A 16,483-nucleotide genomic window follows, 5' to 3' on the forward strand; every position below is an offset into this window, starting at 1 on the left:
CGCGACACTATTTAATCCCCTCACCCTTGAGCCCTCTCCCCCACGCTGCGCGCGGTGGAGAGGGGAAGCCGGTGAGCTCAATTAAATACCTGGGGAGTTACATTTAAGTAAAATTCGTAAATATTTATTTCTTTGTGATGATCAATTAATCTTTTTATGTTAAAAAAGAACTTATTAATTCTTTATCATTGGTGCTTTATGAAAAACCCCTCAGCGACTCCATTAAATGTTCCTAAAAAAAGGCGCCGTGAAGAGAGCCCTCCGATGACAGAAGTAGCTTCCTCATGGACAATTGCAGCCTTGACAAGCTTCCTTCTGGATGATTTCCTCGAAAAAGAATGTACGCCATTTAATGAAATAGAAAATAAATTTTATAAAGAGCTAGGTAAATATTTTTCCCAAAAACAAATTGAAAGAATTAACAGTCCTGCAAGCGGATTAAAAAATATAGAGATAGTAGCAGAACATGTTATTCATTTTATTAATTTAGGATATTCGGTAGCGCAAATTACAGACATAGCTTCGCCTAATGGCGGATGGAGAAACTTATTAGCAGTTAAAGAAAACCATCATAAATTAACAGAATTACACTTTTCACATCAGCAGATAACCCAAATTGCAGCTTTTCATGGGGGCGGGAAAAATATTAAATATGTTATTAAATATCAAGATGCTTTGAATGTGTTAGGAAATGAAAGAGCGTGTATCATTGCTGCAAGTCATGGTGCTTCTATCAAAATTGAGAATCTTAATAGTCGTTACCAAAATCTAAAAAAAACCGGCCTTACTGACGAACAAATTAAAGAGAGACTTGATCAACCGGTAAACTATACAGTCAATAAAAATCCTATAGAAATTTATGGCCATTTCTCTTCAAACCAAAATCTCAAGAAAGGAACTAATCAACAGGGAGATACTATAAATCAACCGGATGTCGTAAGTCCATTTCTATCCAATAAGTAAATACACCTACTTATAGCCATAAGCAGCTTGATATTCCTCCAGTTTCTTTACCTGTTCAATCTCTTGTTGTGCCTTTAAATAATCAATCAAGTCAAACAAACTAATAATCGAATAGACATTAATTCCCTGAGCTTTAATTTCTGATAAGGTTGATTCCTGGGTTAATCCTCGTTCACAACGATCAAGGGCTATAATTACCCCGGTCAATTGTCCGCCATATTGCGTGATCAAGGTTTGTGACTCACGAAAAGCCGTTCCTGCGGTAATTACATCATCGACAATGATCGTCTTTCCTCTTAATGGTGCACCAATTAATTGCCCCCCTTCACCATGCTCCTTTACCTCTTTACGATTAAAGGTAACGGTTGTCTCTTTACCTAGTTCCGATAACGCAATCGCTGTAGTTGTTGCTAAAGGCAAGCCTTTATAGGCGGGACCAAATAAATGCTCAAAATCAGCTTTGTGTTCTAAAAGAGTGTGCGCATAAAATTGGCCAAGCTTTCGTATAGCAGTTCCTTGATAAAATAAACCGGCATTAAAGAAGTAAGGGCTAATTCTTCCCGACTTCAAGATGAACTCACCAAACTTTAAGACTTGAGACTCAAGTGCTAATTTTATAAAAGCTGATTTTGTATGATTCATAATGTTTTTCCAATGGCAAAAAAAATCGTTAATTATATGGAATTATGTAAAAAATCCTTAACAATCAATAAAAAACTGATATGCTAATCTTGCTGTACGTAATTATTTGTACAGAGTAAATGTTTATTATAACGCAGTTGTCTTATTAGTGAGTTAACTTTTTACCACTATGGGTTGCGTGACGATAAGCATCTATAACTCGATAAAAAGTAAAAGCTTATAAGACAAAGGGGATATCTAATGTCGCAAAGAGAAACAGGCCATGTGAAATGGTTTAATGAAAAAAAAGGATTTGGATTTATTATTAATCAACACGGCGATGACATCTTTGTGCATTACAAAGATATACAAGGTGTCGGATTCAAAACATTGCATGAAAATGACCTGGTTACCTTTGTATTGGATAAAGGACCTAAAGGATTGAAGGCACAAGACGTTGCGTTACTTACCGAACAAGAATAACGCCGGTTGCTTCGCTTTATCTCATTAATTATTGCTATTTAATAGTTGTATTGGCGAAGAAAGGAGCCTATTTAGGACTAGGATGTCTGTGTTTTCTTTTTTCTTCGCCGCAACTATTATTTCTTTCAATAATTCAGGCTCATCAATTCGCGCACTCAAAAACAGGGGCCTAACACAGCAACGGCCAGTTTTTGGTAACTGTATTGATGCTTATGCGGATGAGCTTTTTCGTAAGGTAAAACAAAATCCACTGTATAGCGATGCTTATTGTGAGCAGTGTAGGTTATTTTCTTGCAAAAATCATCAAATAATCAAGATCCAAAGACGAATCATTGAGTAAATTTTCTTTAATGATGCTTTTCATTCCATGTTATTATTGTTATAATATTGCTCAAAATGACCCAGTGAGGTTCTTTTATTTGGAGTATTTCTATCCTATTGAAATAAGAAAAATTTAAAATGCGAAACATGATTAACTTGCCACTGACATTAAATGAGTTTCTAACTCAAAGGGATCAAAAATACCGTAATCAATTAATTACTATTCCCTTATTTAATCCTACTCAAACAGCACAATGGACACTTGAGCAAAAGAAATTTTTTGCTGGCCTTCTTTATCATATTCGTGGTCAATTTATTAATTTCATGTGGTATGTTGCTAATTTTGCTCCCGATACAATAACTAAAGCCATAATTATTGACAATATTAAAGAAGAGTTGGGGTTGGGAAATAAATACTCACACGAGCAACTTTATGGTTTCTTTACGCATGAATGCGGTATTGATATTCATGATGAAATAGCTAATGAAACGCATTATTTACCTTTTGCAAAAAAATTCAACAAAGACCATGTCAAATGGTTGGTAGCTCATGATGCAGATGAGCGGATCGCGGCGTTTGCAGCCTATGAGCGTTTGGATAATATTGATTATCCTTTTCTTAGTGAATGTGCACAATCCTTGAATATAAGCCCGCACGGGAAAATATTTTTTGATGTGCATTCTGCTGTTGGACATTTTAGTGCGGTACTTGAAAAACTATTGCCTATTTGGGAGTTCAATAGTGAAAAAGTAAAAGAAGCATTTGATTTTATTTATACACATCAATTGTCCATGTGGCAGCAAGTATCTGCGCACATATTTTCAATGCAAACAAAAAAAGTATCTATTTAAAATGAGAATGAGTTCTTAGCATAGGTGTTACTAATTTACGGAGTAAACAGGAATTGCCAATATATACATTAAAGAGATGGTCTTTTGTTATATATAATTATTTAATGGAAAAAACTGTTGAGGCAAATCATCAGATTACCTTGTTTGGGATTGTGATGATGATTAATTATCCATTATTTGGAATTATTTGGAAATTACAAAATTTTAAAATAAATCAAGAGTTTACTTTAAGATTAATTGCTACTTTTTTATGCTCTTTATTGGCATTACATAAATTCTGGTCTGTTAGATATTTGTATTTGTTACCCTTTGTTTGGTATTTTACTTTGTTATTCTGTCTACCATTTTTTTTCGCATACCTTACTTTATTGTACGATGGGTCAACTTTGTGGTTGATGAATTGTATGTCTGCTACTTTTTTCCTTCTTTTAGTGATTAATGTTTTGGATTCATTAATCCTTCTGTTATTAGGTACGGGTTTAGCCTTTTTTAGCTATTTATATATTGCTGATAAAACAATTAACTATGTTCCTGGTGATGTTTCTTGGATTGGTTTAACAGTGACTTTTATTGCTGCCATTATTATTGGTGCTTTATTTGCCAGAGATAGAGAACAAATTTATTCTGCTAAAATTGCCGGAATGCGTTTATTAGCAGGAAGCTTGGCTCATGATTTACGCACCCCTTTAGCAAGTATTTATTTGCAAGCGAAAATACAACATACAGCAATTGAAGAATTTAAGGATTCTGAATTAAAACACGAATTCAAAGAGAGTATTTCTAAAGTTATGCGAAGTGTTGATAGTGTAAATCAGTTGATTAGTACTCAGTTGAATAATATTCGTCACGATAAGTTTGATACCCGTAAATTTACTTTTTTCTCTATTGGTCAATTAATACAGCAAGCTTTGGATGATTATCCCTTTAAAAAAAATCAATCGGAATTACTGCATGTAGATCTGGCAGGTGATTATTCTATTTGGATTGATAAGATTGCTTTTAGAAATCTATTTTGGAATTTATTAAATAATAGCTATGACTTTATTGAAAAAGAAGGAAAAGGTACTATTTCTATATGGCTTAGCGAAGGTAATGATAAAGATAATTTTAATTATTTGCATATTAAAGATACAGCCAAAGGAATTTCTACGAATAAAGCCAATATTATTTTTGAACCTTTTTATTCAGAACGCAAAGGTGGAACAGGGATTGGTCTGGCTTATTGCCGATTATTGATGAAAGCTGCTGGAGGTGCAATCTCTTGCCAAGGTAAGGTTGGTCAATTTACTCATTTTATTATCCAATTCCCCAAGATTGATTAGGGAGCTAAAATTGTTATCCAGGGGAGTTTACGACGAAGGATTTCCTGAAATGTGGCATTGCACATTATTCAATGTCCATGCCACATTCAATAGCTTAGTTTATTTTAATGCTTAGTGAAGTAGAGTCAATTGGTTCATAATTCTGAACAATTTGATTTAAACGCCCTTCGCTTAAGGCTATTGACTCAAGAAGACTGTAATTAAATTTTTTTCCCATAGCTTCAGATTGTTTTTTTTCAGCAGCAGCTTTCTTGGTGTTTGTCCAAAAAGAGAAGAAGTTATTTTTGTCAATTGTTAAGTATATCCCTAAAAGGAATGAATAGATGGCTACGTCAAGGATCTTTGTTTCATGGACAGAGAGCTTCTTAGCATGAGCCTTTATTGCATTTGCAAAATTTAAGGCCGCGGTATAAGACTTATCCTTCTGGATTGAAAAATTAGCCGTAAGTAAGATTTTAATCTCATAGAATAAATCATTTTCGTTTTGTAGTGGTTGTGTTCTTACTTTATGAATAAAAAGATACAGCCAATGTGTTTTTGCAGTTTCTTTAATTAGTGTTAGACGATTAGTGGGGATTAAAGCCCAAATAGGTTGCAGAACCTCTTTATATTTATTGTATATTCGACCATTGACTCGTTCGTCATATTTAGAGAAAAACTCAAGACAGTTTGGAGCGTTTTTATAAAGCCAATTAAAAATAGCAATTTCTGATTTTCTTTCCTCATCGGTTGTGGCAGGGTAATAAAAGATGAGATAAGGAATTAATTCTAACTGTTCTGCTGTGTATCGATGATAAAGTAAATGAAAAATAATTCTGAGCAAAGAGATATTATCCTCTGCTTTTTCTTGTTCATGGCTTATGCTACCTTTAATTTTTTCTTCTAATCGTTGCCAAGGATAATGTTCAGATGCTTCTGGGATTGTATAACCAATAGAGCGGCAGCAGCTCTTCAGTAGTTTCAATAGCAGATTAACCTCCAGGAGATTATGGTCTGGCGGATTTGCTTTATCATGTAATTTTGTAAATAAAGGATGATAGTCACGTGCCAATAACTCAGCTGCTTGTAAGCTGTGTTGAAAATTGAGCCAAAGATGTATCAAAGGTATATTCTGCCATTCGTCATAACGATGTTGATAAATAATTCGATCCCAAAATTTATCAAGTATTTTTACAAGTGGTTGCATGAGTTCAGAGTTAAGTTTGTAATCTTCGGCAAGTTTTTCGCTTAATTGCGTGGTAAAACTTAGTACTGTTTCTGAATATTCTTCTACTAAAGAGGGATTTTTTCTTAGTTTAAGTACCAGTTTTTTAAATTCACGAATTTTCATTAGTTACATCCTTTATTAATATTGTTTAATCTGAATTTTTTAGAGAATATACGAAAAATATATGTACTGGTAGTGCATATTTTTATACCTCATAGGAAATAGAAAAGAAGATAATTCAGCTTTTGCTTTTCAAATGTGTTTAGATAGGTAAAATATCTCTTAAATGGCTTATATTATTCGTTATGATAAAATACTTAAATGCCCATATTAGAATTGCTAAATTAGAAGACGCTAAAGCAATTGCTTTGGTTCATATTTGTTCTTGGCAAAAAATGTATCGCGAATTTATTCCTGAAGTGATTTTAAAAAATTTATCCTTACAGGAACGAACTCAACAATGGGCTGAACTTATAAAACAAGATATGGACGTTTTAGTCATTGAGATTAATGAGCGCATTGTTGGTTTTGCGAGTGTTTGTCAGTTTCGCGATCAGCATATTGATCGTTCTATGGGCGAGATCAGTGCTATATATATACATCCAGATAATTGGCGCATGGGTTTTGGGCGTCAATTATGTCTTGCAGCAATTGCCGAATTGACCAAGCAACATTATAAAACTATAGGGCTTTGGGTTTTAGTGGCAAATATCCAAGCACGTCAATTTTATGATGCCTTAGGTTTTGAAGCCACTAGCGTTACGAAATTGGAAGAGTTTTATGAAGGTGGCGCTTTGCTCCAAGAGATTCTTTATAGAAAATCGCTTTCATAATTAAATTTAGCCCAGCAGTTAGTTGTTATGTTCCACAAAATGTTTGGCAAACACGCTCTTGAGGTTGGGGCGGGGTTTGTAATTGTTCTGTATTCTTCTGCTGGGTAAACGGATTTTTTAGTATCTTTAATAGGGTATCGAGTTGGCTACGATCCTGGTCCTTAATAAAATGATTAATTGCGTTTTCTACTAGATGATTTCTAGGAATATAGACAGGATTGACCTGATTCATTTGTTTTCTAACACGGTTTAAATCAACTGCTTGTTCTTGTGCATACAATGCCCAGGAGCAAACCCATTGTTCACTTTGTTCCTGATTACCTAAAGCAATGATTAATTGTTTTTGCTTGTCTGGAGAATCAATGGCTTCACTTAACAAACGAAAGGTATTAGTAAAATCAGGTTTATGGGTTTGCATTAAAGTAAAAAATTGTGTCATCAGTTTTTGAGCTTGACTTGTTTCTTCGAAGAAGCCTAGTTTTGCGCGAACTTTTTTATACCAATAATCTTGAAAACGCGCAGGAAAAGAATTTAATGCTTCTTGCAGAGCTTCTACCTTTTCTTTAAGCAAAGGCAATAGAGTATAACCAAATACGGCTAAATTCCAATGTGCAATGTTTGCTTGATTTCCATAAGCATAACGTCCTCCTGCATCAATGGAGCTAAAGACGGTGGTAAAGTCAAATTCATCCATAAAGGCACAAGGACCATAGTCAATTGTTTCGCCTGAAATGGTCATATTATCAGTATTCATCACACCATGAATAAAACCCACTCCCATCCATTGAGCAATCAGACTGGCTTGGCGCTCAAGAACTGCTTTAAACAACTCAAGATAAGGTTGTTCACTTTGGGTTAGATCAGGAAAATGACGGGATAAAGCATAGTCTGCCAAACATTTTAGAGAATGAATGTCTTTGAGGCTTGCAGCATATTCAAAAGAACCAACACGTAGACTACTTGAGGCAATACGGGTGAGCACTCCTGAGGGGACTAAACCGGTTTGGCGATAAATATTATCCGTACTGGCAATGGCAACAAGACTACGTGTTGTTGGAATATGTAATGTATGCATCGCCTCACTGATAATATACTCTCTTAAAACAGCTGATAATGGTGCGCGGCCATCACCCATGCGTGAAAATCGGGTTCTTCCTGAACCTTTTAATTGCAGATCCCAACACTGTCCATTAGGATTGACAATCTCACCTAATAAGGTAGCGCGTCCATCCCCAAGAAGTGGAGCATAGTAACCAAATTGATGACCTGAATAAGCAAGAGCAATGCTTTTGAGGTTTGAGGGAAGTTTATTTCCGGCATAAAAAGCTACTGCTTCTCGTTGTGCATTCACAGATTTTTCTAAAGCACCAAGAAGTGTGGCCAGTTCGCGATTAAACAGTACTATCGATGGATTCGCAATTGGTACGGGGTCAATTATCTCATAAAATTCTTGAGGTAATTTTAAGTATGAAGTACGGTGAATATGAGGAATCACATCCAGTTACCTATCAAAAAAATCGTATAATAATGGGTTTAGATAAGCCTTTCAATTACCCCTTACTTAAAAAATTGTCCAGCACAAACGAACTCCCTTGACCTAGTCTTCGTTTAATAATCTCTTAAGAATTTCTTGTTATTATTACCTTTGTATTTAACATAATGGTGAATAATATGTCTTTAGAATTAATTAAAACTCTCCATAAAGAACAGATGAAATCTTTTTATGCAACCAAAAATAATTTTTTTGTTCCTTACGAAACAAAAAAGGATTTTGCTATAGGTTGTGTTAAGCCTTTTGTTAGCTCTGCAATGTTATACTTCTCCATGAATAAATTTTCTGCTTATCTTCTTGCTGCAGCTGCTGTAGGTGCGGTGATTTATACAGCAAAAGCTTTAGTTGAATCGGTAAAAGGAGATTTAACATCTGCGAATAAGTCTTTTTCAAACTCAAGTCTGTTATTAAAAACAACTTTGGCTTTTGCGGTATTGACACTTCTAAATCCTATTCTGGATTCCTTGAGTTTACTTACTCGTTCAGCGACAACTTTAAAAGACGCTGTTTTAGGAAATAGTGAAGTTGCAGCTGCAAAGCATAATTAAGTCTTTTGTGGATCGGTAGGCTTTAAGCATTACTGATTTTTTATTAGTAGAGACTGGGTCAAAGCCACGTGCAATGACCTACGCTCCTCAAAGGGGGCTGGTTTAAACCCAGCTCCGCGAGCCACATGGTGGCGAATGGCTTCTCCAAGGGGAAACAGCTGGCGAGAAAGGGGATTTAAAAGTCCCCATATTTAATTGCTTTTTTGAGACGAAAGATCTTGGCAACTGGAGACTGTTTGTCTCATCTGTCGACACGTTAGGGGTTGATTTTATTGGACTAAAGCCATGTTAATTAAATTATAGAATATATTTAAGGTAAGAATGGTTGCAGTTTAATTGATTTGACTTATCCTCAGCAAATATGAGTCGATTTATTTTTCATCGTTGAATAAAGATGGTTGATAATAGAACTGGTCAATTTTCTCATGATGAAAATGCACACCAATGCCTATAAGCCTTATCGGTTTGTGATATTGAGAGTTAATTTTAGTAAATAAGTCAATATATTGCTCTAAGACTGGAGTAATGCATTTGGTTTCACCTGAGAATAATTTAAAATCATTAGTTTTTATTTTGATAAATTGATTCTTAATAATTAAATCATTCGCATTTTCTTGTATTCGCAATACTAAAAGCTCATAAAGATTATCAATGATTTTAATTGCTTCTTCGGGGTGATGAATGTCGTGAAGTAAGGTTTTTTCAATACTTAAAGATTTCCGCACACGGTCAGGTTTTACTGGACGATTATCAATCCCACGGGCTTGATAATAGAGGTGTTGGCCAAGTTTACCAAAATGCTGTATCAGGAATGTTAATGAACATCGTCGTAAATCATCACAGGTAAAAACATTGAGTTGATTTAATTTGGAGGCCGTGACTTTTCCTACACCAAATAATTTATTGATGGGAAGAGTGCTAATAAAACTATCCACGTGAGTTGGAGTGATGACAAATAAACCATTAGGCTTTTTCCAGGCGCTGGCAATTTTGGCTAAAAATTTATTGGGTGCAACACCTGCGGAAGCGGTGAGTTGCTGTTCTTTAAAAATTTGGTTTTGAATTTCTTGAGCTATTAAAGTAGCACTGCCTTGGCATAAATCCGCGTTGCTTACATCAAGGTAGGCTTCATCGAGTGATAAAGGTTCGACGAGATCAGTAAATTGGTGAAAAATAGTATGGATTGCTTTGGATACTTCACGATATTTAGCCATATTGACTGGCAACACAACCAGATTGGGGCACAAACTAATAGCTTTTGCGGTAGGCATGGCTGAATGTACACCATAATGACGTGCAAGGTAATTGCAGGTGCATAAAACACCGCGTTGCGTTGCAAAACCGCCAACAGCTACAGGCTTATTGGCTAATTGAGGATTATCTCTGATTTCAATAGCTGCATAAAAACAATCCATATCGATGTGAATTATTTTTCGAAGAGATGCCTCTTGGTGGTGTTCTTGATTTGACATTAGTACAACATATAGTAAAAGAGATCTCAATCATAACTTAAAAAAAGTACCTTGCTCAATCAGCATGATAGCACTACTATCGAGCGTCAAAGGATGCTTTTATCATTATTATAAATGGAGTTTTTATGCTATTTCTAAAATCGGGTTGCAAGCTGATTTTTCTACTGCTTCTTATTCCCGTTTTTGTTCCCTTTGCACCAAAAATGCCAGATATAGGGATCGACCCTTCGTGGGCAATGGCGCTCAATCAGGCCGTGGCACAGAAATTGTCTTTTGGTAAAGACATCATTTTTACGCTTGGTCCTTATGCTGCAATTTATACTAAGGTCTATCATCCTGCAACAGATGGGATGATGCTTTGGGGGAGTTTTTATTTAGCCTGTTCTTATTGGTTGGCTTTGCTTGTATTAATGAGATATGCCTTGTGGACTTGGATGTTGGCATTAGTGGTCGTTTTTACCGGGATGATTTATGTTAAAGATTCATTATTTTTTTCTTACCCTCTCTTACTGGGTATAATTAGCTATAAAAGTTTATCTGCTAAATATCAGCAACCAGATTCATTAGTACTTTATTTTTTATTGTTTGCCCCTTTGGGATTGCTGGTTTTCATCAAATCTTCATTCATTATGATTAGCATGCTTACTATGTTTCTAACGGCACTTTTTTTTATTCTGAATCAACAAAGAAAACTAGCTGTTATTTGTTTGGGGGGGCCTTTGTGTTCTATGTTTTGTTTTTGGTTATTATCCGGGCAAAAATTGGGAGATTTACCTTATTTTCTTGGATATTCTTTTTATTTTGTTCTTTCTTTTACTGAAGCAATGGCTAAAGAGGGTAACTTTTGGGAGGTATTTTTCTATCTTTGTGCCGCTTTGTTAATTCTACTTTTTATTTTTAAGCAAAAAAGCGGTTCTCCTTATGGAAAAATTTTTTTGTTGCTGCAATTTGCTTTGTTTTTATTTCTTTCATTTAAAACGGGATTTACACGACATAATCATGCTGTGATTGCGGGAACATCGTTGATTATTACTGCTTTTTTGCTTCCTTTTATTTTCTCTTCCAAATATCGATTGGTGGTTATGTTGTTTTCAGTAGTCACTGGACTTTATATTATCGGCCATTATCGAGCACTGTCCCTTAAGGATAATTTGGTTTCAACATATGCTGCCAGTTGGTATGGTTTTACTTCACGGATGCAACAGCCTCACTGGTTACTTGATAATTTCAAGTTGATTATGGAGTTTCAACGACTAAAATCAGGAATTCCTGTAATGCAGGGAACGGCTGACATTTATTCTTATGAACAAACATTGCTACTGGCCTCAGGAGTAATTTGGACTCCTCGGCCTATCTTTCAAAGTTATTCCACATTTGCTTCATTATTTGCTGAGAAAAATAAAAAGCATTTAGAAGGAAATAAGGCCGCCGATACGATTATTTTTAGTATTGAGCCTATAGATGAACGTTTACCTGCTTTGGAAGATGGTGCCAGTTGGCCATTATTACTCAAAAACTATCGTTTAGATCATCAGGATAATCGTTTTGTCTATTTGCAAAAAAAAAATAATAGAAAAGTAGGATTAACGGTATTAAGTGATGAAACTCATCAGTTTGGGGAGCAAGTTACAGTTCCCAAAGTAATTCGGCCTTTGTTTCTTAGTTTGGAGATTAAGCCAAGTTGGTTGGGTTATTTACGTATGCTTTTCTTTAAAATAAGCCAACTTGAAATCGTTTGTGAGTTGGAGCAGGGGGAAAAAAGGTATTATCGTCTTTCTGCCAACATGGCAAAATCTAATTTCCTCTTATCGCCCCTAGTAGAACATACTGCAGAATTTGCCTTATTGCATGCTCATGATGTGCGAATGTTGGAGAAGCAGATTAAGTCATTTACAATTCAAACTGTTTCAGAAAACCACTGGCAGAACGAATATAAGGTTCATTTTAAAGTATTATAATTGGGATATTTATCAGGCCGATAGAAGATTTTTTGCCATTTTGCGAGTATGTTTTTTTGAGTATGCGTAATGCCAATAACCAGTAGTAATTGTACTGTATAGTAAAAAAGCATAATCACTATTTCTATGGATTTGTTATTTGCTATAACAAATAAATCCATGCTGCTTCATTAGTGTTGTGGATCTCGGATTTTCAATAAATTACCAATTACTTTTGTATTGAACCGCTTGGTGTTTACAGGACATAACTAAACTACCAACCGCCATCAGCACCCCAGTTGTTTATATTGCTACCATAACCACTATTCTTAGAACCCAAACCTTGATGAAAGCCGTTTTTATATCCATTATCATACCAGTTATTATGACTATTATTATACCAATTATTATGATGCCAATGATTGTTTTTATGATGAAAATGTTGATGATAATGCCACTGATTTCCATGGTTAAAGCCACCTCGTGGAGGAGAGCCGCCTGAAAAACCTGTGCCACCATGAGAAAGAGCAACATCAGCTAATAACAAGAGAGAGGCTCCAATTAGAGCACGTATTTGCTTTTTCATATTATTCCCTTAAGTCAGATTAATGATACACATTGTGTATTATATGTGTTAAGTATAGCAAATTTATTTTTTCTTCGGTTAGAATGTTGGCAATAAGTGAAAAGAATAGGGTTTTATATGATTAAAGTTGGGCAGTTCAATAAATTAAAAGTCCTCAAAGAGGTTCCGTTTGGTGTTTATCTCGATGGTGAGGTTTTGGGAGAGATATTATTACCGAAGAAATATGTGCCTAAAGATACGCAAATAAATGACATAGTGGACGTATTTCTCTATTTTGATTCCGAGGATAAAATTATTGCTACCACGATAAGACCTCGTGCACAAATGGGCTGCATCGCTTATTTACGGGTGATTGATGTTAATCGTGTAGGTGCTTTTTTGGATTGGGGCTTAGATAAAGATTTATTAGTTCCAGTACCTGAACAGCGCCGCCCTATGGAAAAAGATAAATCATATATTGTTTATGTAAAGCAAGATAATCAAGGACGTATCATTGCAAGCTCTAAAATAGACCATTATCTTGATAAAACACCAGTTTCCGGAAAAATTGGGGATGAGGTGAAATTATTAATTGCTGAGACAACTGATTTAGGACGAAAAGTGATTGTTAATCACTCGCATTGGGGATTAATACATAAAGCCGATATTTTTCAACTCCTTGTTTATGGTAAGCGTATCAAAGGATATATTAAAAAAATTCGTGAAGATGGTAAAATTGATGTGGTCTTAAGAAGGGCAAGTCAAGAAAGTATTAATATTTTAGCACAACGGATTCTTGAACAATTGCAGCAGGCTGGTGGTTTTTTAGCGTTACATGATAAGAGTCCGCCCGCACAGATACAACATATTTTTGGTGAAAGTAAAAAGAGTTTTAAAAGCGCTATAGGCTATCTCTATAAACACGGTCAAATTGAAATTGAGTCACAAGGAATCCGTTTGTGTAAGCCTTAATCTTTTTTAAAATAATGGAGTGTGATGTATGGGGGCAAATGTAATTTCCCTATTACAGAAAAGGCGCTTTTTGCCTTTTTTTCTAACACAGTTTTTTGGTGCGTTTAATGATAATGCGTTTAAGTTAACTATGTTAACCATGATTAGTTATGACTTAACTCATATTCAAGCGCAATCAGAATATTATCAGGCGATTGCCAGTATTTTATTTATCCTGCCTTTTTTCTTACTTTCTGCGACCTCAGGTCAAGTTGCAGACAAGTATGATAAGGCGATTTTAATTCGAATTATTAAATTTATTGAATTATTTTTGATGATTATAGGTAGCTTTGCCTTATATTATGGAACTATTTTTTGGATGATGTTTACTCTGACAGGTTTAGGAGTACACTCAACCTTTTTTGGGCCAATAAAATACGCAATTTTACCCGATCATTTACCTAAAAAAGACTTATTAGGTGCTACAGGTTTAGTTGATGCCAGCACCTTCATTGCTATTTTATTAGGAACTACACTTGGTTCTTTGGTCATTGGGAGCCAATATGGTAAACCTTATGCTGCCATTTTTCTGACGATCTTGGTGGCTTTTTTAGGTTTATTCGCCAGTTTTATGATTCCTCAGGCTCCTTCTTTTTTGCCTAATTTGAAAATTGAACCACTGTTTTGGCGTGCCACATTTAGGTTATTGACGCAAGCAACTAAAAATTTAGGTATTTTTTCTGCGATTTTAATTTTATCGTGGTTTTGGCTTTTGGGCACGGTTTTATTGACTAAATTGCCTGATTTTACTAATTATGTTTTGGGTGCTGATAATACAGTATTTGCTTTATTTTTAGCTTTATTTTCTATTGGCATTGCTGCAGGATCTCTAGCGGTTAATGTTATTTTTCATGGAAAAATAGCTCTGATGGTTGTTCCTTGGGCAATGCTTGCGTTTACTTGCTTTATTATAGACCTGTATTGGGTTTCCTCAGATCTGAAAAGTTCTTCTTCCCTGGTGACTATCGAGACTTTTTTTACTTCACTAACTCATTGGCGTATCGCCTGTGATTTATTCCTGCTGGCTTTTTCTGCGGGATTATTTATTGTGCCTTTGTATACTTATTTAGAGATGACCAGTCCACCTGAAAATAGGGCGCGGACTATTGCGACGAATAATATTTATAATTCTTTATTCATGGTTTTAGGGACATTATTAGTGATGATCTTATTGCATTTTAGGGTAACTATACCGCAAGTGTTTTTAGTGATTGGCTTATTGAACATCATCGCAGCTTCGTTAGCCGGGTTTTATTTGCGGCGAGTAGCTCATTTAGCATTGGTGGAGTCATGATGACCTCAATATTTTCTTATGAATTAAAGCCAATCCCGGGCCGGAAGAAAATCAGTATATAATTTCGCTTCAGGACTTTGCTCTTTAGGTTGCCAATTATATATCCAGGAAACTTCGGGAGGTAAGGACATTAAGATCGATTCCGTACGGCCACCTGATTGTAAGCCAAATAAAGTACCGCGATCATATACTAAATTGAATTCAACATAACGACCGCGACGGTAGTTTTGAAAGGCTTTTTCACGTGGCCCAAATGGATGAGACAGACGACGAGCAACGATGGGTGTATAGGCTTTAAGATAATGATCGCCAATACTTTGCATTAAGCCAAAGCTATGCTCAAAACTGATTTCATTGTAATCATCGAAAAATAAACCGCCAATACCTCGAGCCTCATTACGATGCTTGATAAAAAAATAATCATCACACCATTTTTTAAATTTAGGATAAATTGATTCGTCAAAAGGTTGACAGGCTTGTCGTGCGGTTTGATGCCAATGTGTGCAATCTTCTACAAAACCGTAATAAGGAGTTAAATCAAATCCACCACCAAACCACCAAACAGGATCTTCATTTTCTTTTTCAGCAATGAAAAAACGCACATTAGCATGAGAGGTCGGGACATAAGGATTGTTGGGATGAATTACCAAAGAAACACCTAAGGCACTAAATTTTCTACCCGCTAATTCAGGACGATGAGCACTTGCTGAAGGAGGGAGTTGTTCTCCGGATACATGAGAAAAATTAACCCCCGCCTTTTCAAAAACTTTGCCTTGAGCTAAAGCACGTGTGATCCCACCGCCACCCTCAGCGCGAGTCCAGGTATCTTCAATAAATTTTGCATACCCATCTAAGGATTCTAATGCTGAACAGATCGAATTTTGCAAGCCCAGTAAATAGGATTTTACTTGGTTTATGGCATTATCAGGAAGCAGATTAAGATTTGACATAGCGACTACTCAAATTTATATTAGATTGTTCTTTAATAAATACTTTTTACATTTTCGAGAAGTAGAATTATTAGAGATAAAGCTTATTTTCTCATTTATTTGAAATTGGCACAATGCTTGCATTCTATGTAATGCAATAAAGCTACAGGGAGTACGTATGGCGTTAAATCTTGATTCTTATTTTGGTATTCATGCCAAAGCGTTGATAGGGCGAGATCAAAGATCATCACAACTGGCAAATAATCTTGCTAACGCAAACACACCTAATTACAAAGCTCAAGACGTTGATTTTAATGAATTACTTGCGGCGCAGATGGCTGGTAGCACTCAACAAATAGCTGTTACTTCGCCAAATCATATCACTTCCACTAGCGATTTTGCTGCTAATTTAAAATATCGAGTTACCGCACAGACTTCCTTAGATGGGAATACTGTTGATAAGGATTTGGAAACTATGGAATATTCACGTAACTCCTTAAATTACCAGGCGAGCTTAAGTTTCCTAAATAACAAAATTAAAACCATGATGCTGGCGCTAAAAGGAGAATAAGC

The 16,483-nt window shown here is 35.5% G+C and carries 16 protein-coding genes; 10 read left to right on the forward strand and 6 right to left on the reverse strand.

What is annotated here, in order from left to right:
* Window positions 1–198: 198 nt before the first annotated feature.
* Window positions 199–963, forward strand: coding sequence for a hypothetical protein (locus QM652_RS09465; RefSeq protein ID WP_415075157.1), 765 nt, complete (start codon window positions 199–201; stop codon window positions 961–963).
* A gap of 6 nt (window positions 964–969) precedes the next feature.
* Here QM652_RS09465 and pyrE read toward each other — a convergent pair whose 3' ends face one another.
* Window positions 970–1,605: an orotate phosphoribosyltransferase gene (gene pyrE, locus QM652_RS09470; protein ID WP_415075159.1), complete on the reverse strand. Its 636-nt coding sequence runs from the start codon at window positions 1,603–1,605 to the stop codon at window positions 970–972.
* 240 nt (window positions 1,606–1,845) lie between these two features.
* On the opposite strand from pyrE, the gene QM652_RS09475 reads away from it, so the two are divergent.
* From QM652_RS09475 to QM652_RS09485, 3 genes are all read left to right on the forward strand, one after another.
* Window positions 1,846–2,067, forward strand: a complete 222-nt coding sequence (locus tag QM652_RS09475) for a cold-shock protein (RefSeq protein ID WP_415075161.1) — start codon at window positions 1,846–1,848, stop codon at window positions 2,065–2,067.
* A gap of 459 nt (window positions 2,068–2,526) precedes the next feature.
* Window positions 2,527–3,240, forward strand: a complete 714-nt coding sequence (locus QM652_RS09480; RefSeq protein WP_415075163.1) for a hypothetical protein — start codon at window positions 2,527–2,529, stop codon at window positions 3,238–3,240.
* Window positions 3,241–3,344: 104 nt separating this feature from the next.
* A complete protein-coding gene (locus QM652_RS09485; RefSeq protein WP_415075165.1) occupies window positions 3,345–4,562 on the forward strand; it encodes a sensor histidine kinase in 1,218 nt (405 codons plus the stop codon).
* Between the two features lie 94 nt (window positions 4,563–4,656).
* Here the strand turns inward: QM652_RS09485 and QM652_RS09490 are convergent, their stop codons facing one another.
* The gene (locus QM652_RS09490) at window positions 4,657–5,892 is read right to left on the reverse strand and encodes a hypothetical protein (RefSeq protein ID WP_415075167.1); all 1,236 of its coding nucleotides are present in this window, start codon (window positions 5,890–5,892) and stop codon (window positions 4,657–4,659) included.
* A 182-nt stretch (window positions 5,893–6,074) separates the two neighbouring features.
* Between QM652_RS09490 and QM652_RS09495 the strand changes: the two genes are divergently transcribed.
* Entirely contained in the window at window positions 6,075–6,602 is a 528-nt protein-coding gene (locus tag QM652_RS09495) for a GNAT family N-acetyltransferase (RefSeq protein ID WP_415075169.1), read from the forward strand.
* Between the two features lie 25 nt (window positions 6,603–6,627).
* Here the strand turns inward: QM652_RS09495 and QM652_RS09500 are convergent, their stop codons facing one another.
* The gene (locus tag QM652_RS09500) at window positions 6,628–8,097 is read right to left on the reverse strand and encodes a protein adenylyltransferase SelO (RefSeq protein WP_415075171.1); all 1,470 of its coding nucleotides are present in this window, start codon (window positions 8,095–8,097) and stop codon (window positions 6,628–6,630) included.
* 176 nt (window positions 8,098–8,273) lie between these two features.
* Here QM652_RS09500 and QM652_RS09505 point away from each other — a divergent pair, with 176 nt between their 5' ends.
* Window positions 8,274–8,702 (forward strand): hypothetical protein, encoded by a 429-nt coding sequence (locus QM652_RS09505; RefSeq protein ID WP_415075173.1) that lies wholly within the window; start codon window positions 8,274–8,276, stop codon window positions 8,700–8,702.
* Between the two features lie 371 nt (window positions 8,703–9,073).
* On the opposite strand, the gene dinB is transcribed toward QM652_RS09505, so the two are convergent.
* On the reverse strand, window positions 9,074–10,174 hold the full coding sequence (dinB, locus tag QM652_RS09510) for a DNA polymerase IV (protein ID WP_415075175.1): 1,101 nt from the start codon (window positions 10,172–10,174) through the stop codon (window positions 9,074–9,076).
* Window positions 10,175–10,299: 125 nt separating this feature from the next.
* On the opposite strand from dinB, the gene QM652_RS09515 reads away from it, so the two are divergent.
* Complete coding sequence (locus QM652_RS09515; protein WP_415075177.1) at window positions 10,300–12,132, forward strand: hypothetical protein; 1,833 nt, start codon at window positions 10,300–10,302, stop codon at window positions 12,130–12,132.
* 253 nt (window positions 12,133–12,385) lie between these two features.
* Here QM652_RS09515 and QM652_RS09520 read toward each other — a convergent pair whose 3' ends face one another.
* Window positions 12,386–12,697, reverse strand: coding sequence for a hypothetical protein (locus QM652_RS09520; RefSeq protein ID WP_415075179.1), 312 nt, complete (start codon window positions 12,695–12,697; stop codon window positions 12,386–12,388).
* Window positions 12,698–12,814: 117 nt separating this feature from the next.
* Between QM652_RS09520 and QM652_RS09525 the strand changes: the two genes are divergently transcribed.
* Both QM652_RS09525 and QM652_RS09530 read left to right on the forward strand, forming a co-directional pair.
* Complete coding sequence (locus QM652_RS09525; RefSeq protein ID WP_415075181.1) at window positions 12,815–13,648, forward strand: S1 RNA-binding domain-containing protein; 834 nt, start codon at window positions 12,815–12,817, stop codon at window positions 13,646–13,648.
* Window positions 13,649–13,676: 28 nt separating this feature from the next.
* The gene (locus tag QM652_RS09530; protein ID WP_415075183.1) at window positions 13,677–14,981 is read left to right on the forward strand and encodes an MFS transporter; all 1,305 of its coding nucleotides are present in this window, start codon (window positions 13,677–13,679) and stop codon (window positions 14,979–14,981) included.
* A 23-nt stretch (window positions 14,982–15,004) separates the two neighbouring features.
* On the opposite strand, the gene hemF is transcribed toward QM652_RS09530, so the two are convergent.
* Window positions 15,005–15,931 (reverse strand): oxygen-dependent coproporphyrinogen oxidase, encoded by a 927-nt coding sequence (gene hemF, locus QM652_RS09535; RefSeq protein WP_415075185.1) that lies wholly within the window; start codon window positions 15,929–15,931, stop codon window positions 15,005–15,007.
* A 157-nt stretch (window positions 15,932–16,088) separates the two neighbouring features.
* On the opposite strand from hemF, the gene flgB reads away from it, so the two are divergent.
* Complete coding sequence (flgB, locus tag QM652_RS09540) at window positions 16,089–16,481, forward strand: flagellar basal body rod protein FlgB (protein WP_415075187.1); 393 nt, start codon at window positions 16,089–16,091, stop codon at window positions 16,479–16,481.
* The last annotated feature ends 2 nt before the right edge of the window (window positions 16,482–16,483 follow it).

The sequence above is a fragment of the Legionella sp. genome (genome assembly GCF_047605385.1).
Lineage (GTDB): Bacteria > Pseudomonadota > Gammaproteobacteria > Legionellales > Legionellaceae > Legionella.

Excerpts from the sequence above, each read along its gene's own strand:
- QM652_RS09465 (WP_415075157.1), top strand. The coding sequence starts at position 199 with ATGAAAAACCCCTCAGCGACTCCATTAAATGTTCCTAAAAAAAGGCGC.
- pyrE (WP_415075159.1), bottom strand. The coding sequence starts at position 1,605 with ATGAATCATACAAAATCAGCTTTTATAAAATTAGCACTTGAGTCTCAA.
- QM652_RS09475 (WP_415075161.1), top strand. The coding sequence starts at position 1,846 with ATGTCGCAAAGAGAAACAGGCCATGTGAAATGGTTTAATGAAAAAAAA.
- QM652_RS09480 (WP_415075163.1), top strand. The coding sequence starts at position 2,527 with ATGCGAAACATGATTAACTTGCCACTGACATTAAATGAGTTTCTAACT.
- QM652_RS09485 (WP_415075165.1), top strand. The coding sequence starts at position 3,345 with ATGGAAAAAACTGTTGAGGCAAATCATCAGATTACCTTGTTTGGGATT.
- QM652_RS09490 (WP_415075167.1), bottom strand. The coding sequence starts at position 5,892 with ATGAAAATTCGTGAATTTAAAAAACTGGTACTTAAACTAAGAAAAAAT.
- QM652_RS09495 (WP_415075169.1), top strand. The coding sequence starts at position 6,075 with ATGATAAAATACTTAAATGCCCATATTAGAATTGCTAAATTAGAAGAC.
- QM652_RS09505 (WP_415075173.1), top strand. The coding sequence starts at position 8,274 with ATGTCTTTAGAATTAATTAAAACTCTCCATAAAGAACAGATGAAATCT.
- dinB (WP_415075175.1), bottom strand. The coding sequence starts at position 10,174 with ATGTCAAATCAAGAACACCACCAAGAGGCATCTCTTCGAAAAATAATT.
- QM652_RS09515 (WP_415075177.1), top strand. The coding sequence starts at position 10,300 with ATGCTATTTCTAAAATCGGGTTGCAAGCTGATTTTTCTACTGCTTCTT.
- QM652_RS09520 (WP_415075179.1), bottom strand. The coding sequence starts at position 12,697 with ATGAAAAAGCAAATACGTGCTCTAATTGGAGCCTCTCTCTTGTTATTA.
- QM652_RS09525 (WP_415075181.1), top strand. The coding sequence starts at position 12,815 with ATGATTAAAGTTGGGCAGTTCAATAAATTAAAAGTCCTCAAAGAGGTT.
- QM652_RS09530 (WP_415075183.1), top strand. The coding sequence starts at position 13,677 with ATGGGGGCAAATGTAATTTCCCTATTACAGAAAAGGCGCTTTTTGCCT.
- hemF (WP_415075185.1), bottom strand. The coding sequence starts at position 15,931 with ATGTCAAATCTTAATCTGCTTCCTGATAATGCCATAAACCAAGTAAAA.
- flgB (WP_415075187.1), top strand. The coding sequence starts at position 16,089 with ATGGCGTTAAATCTTGATTCTTATTTTGGTATTCATGCCAAAGCGTTG.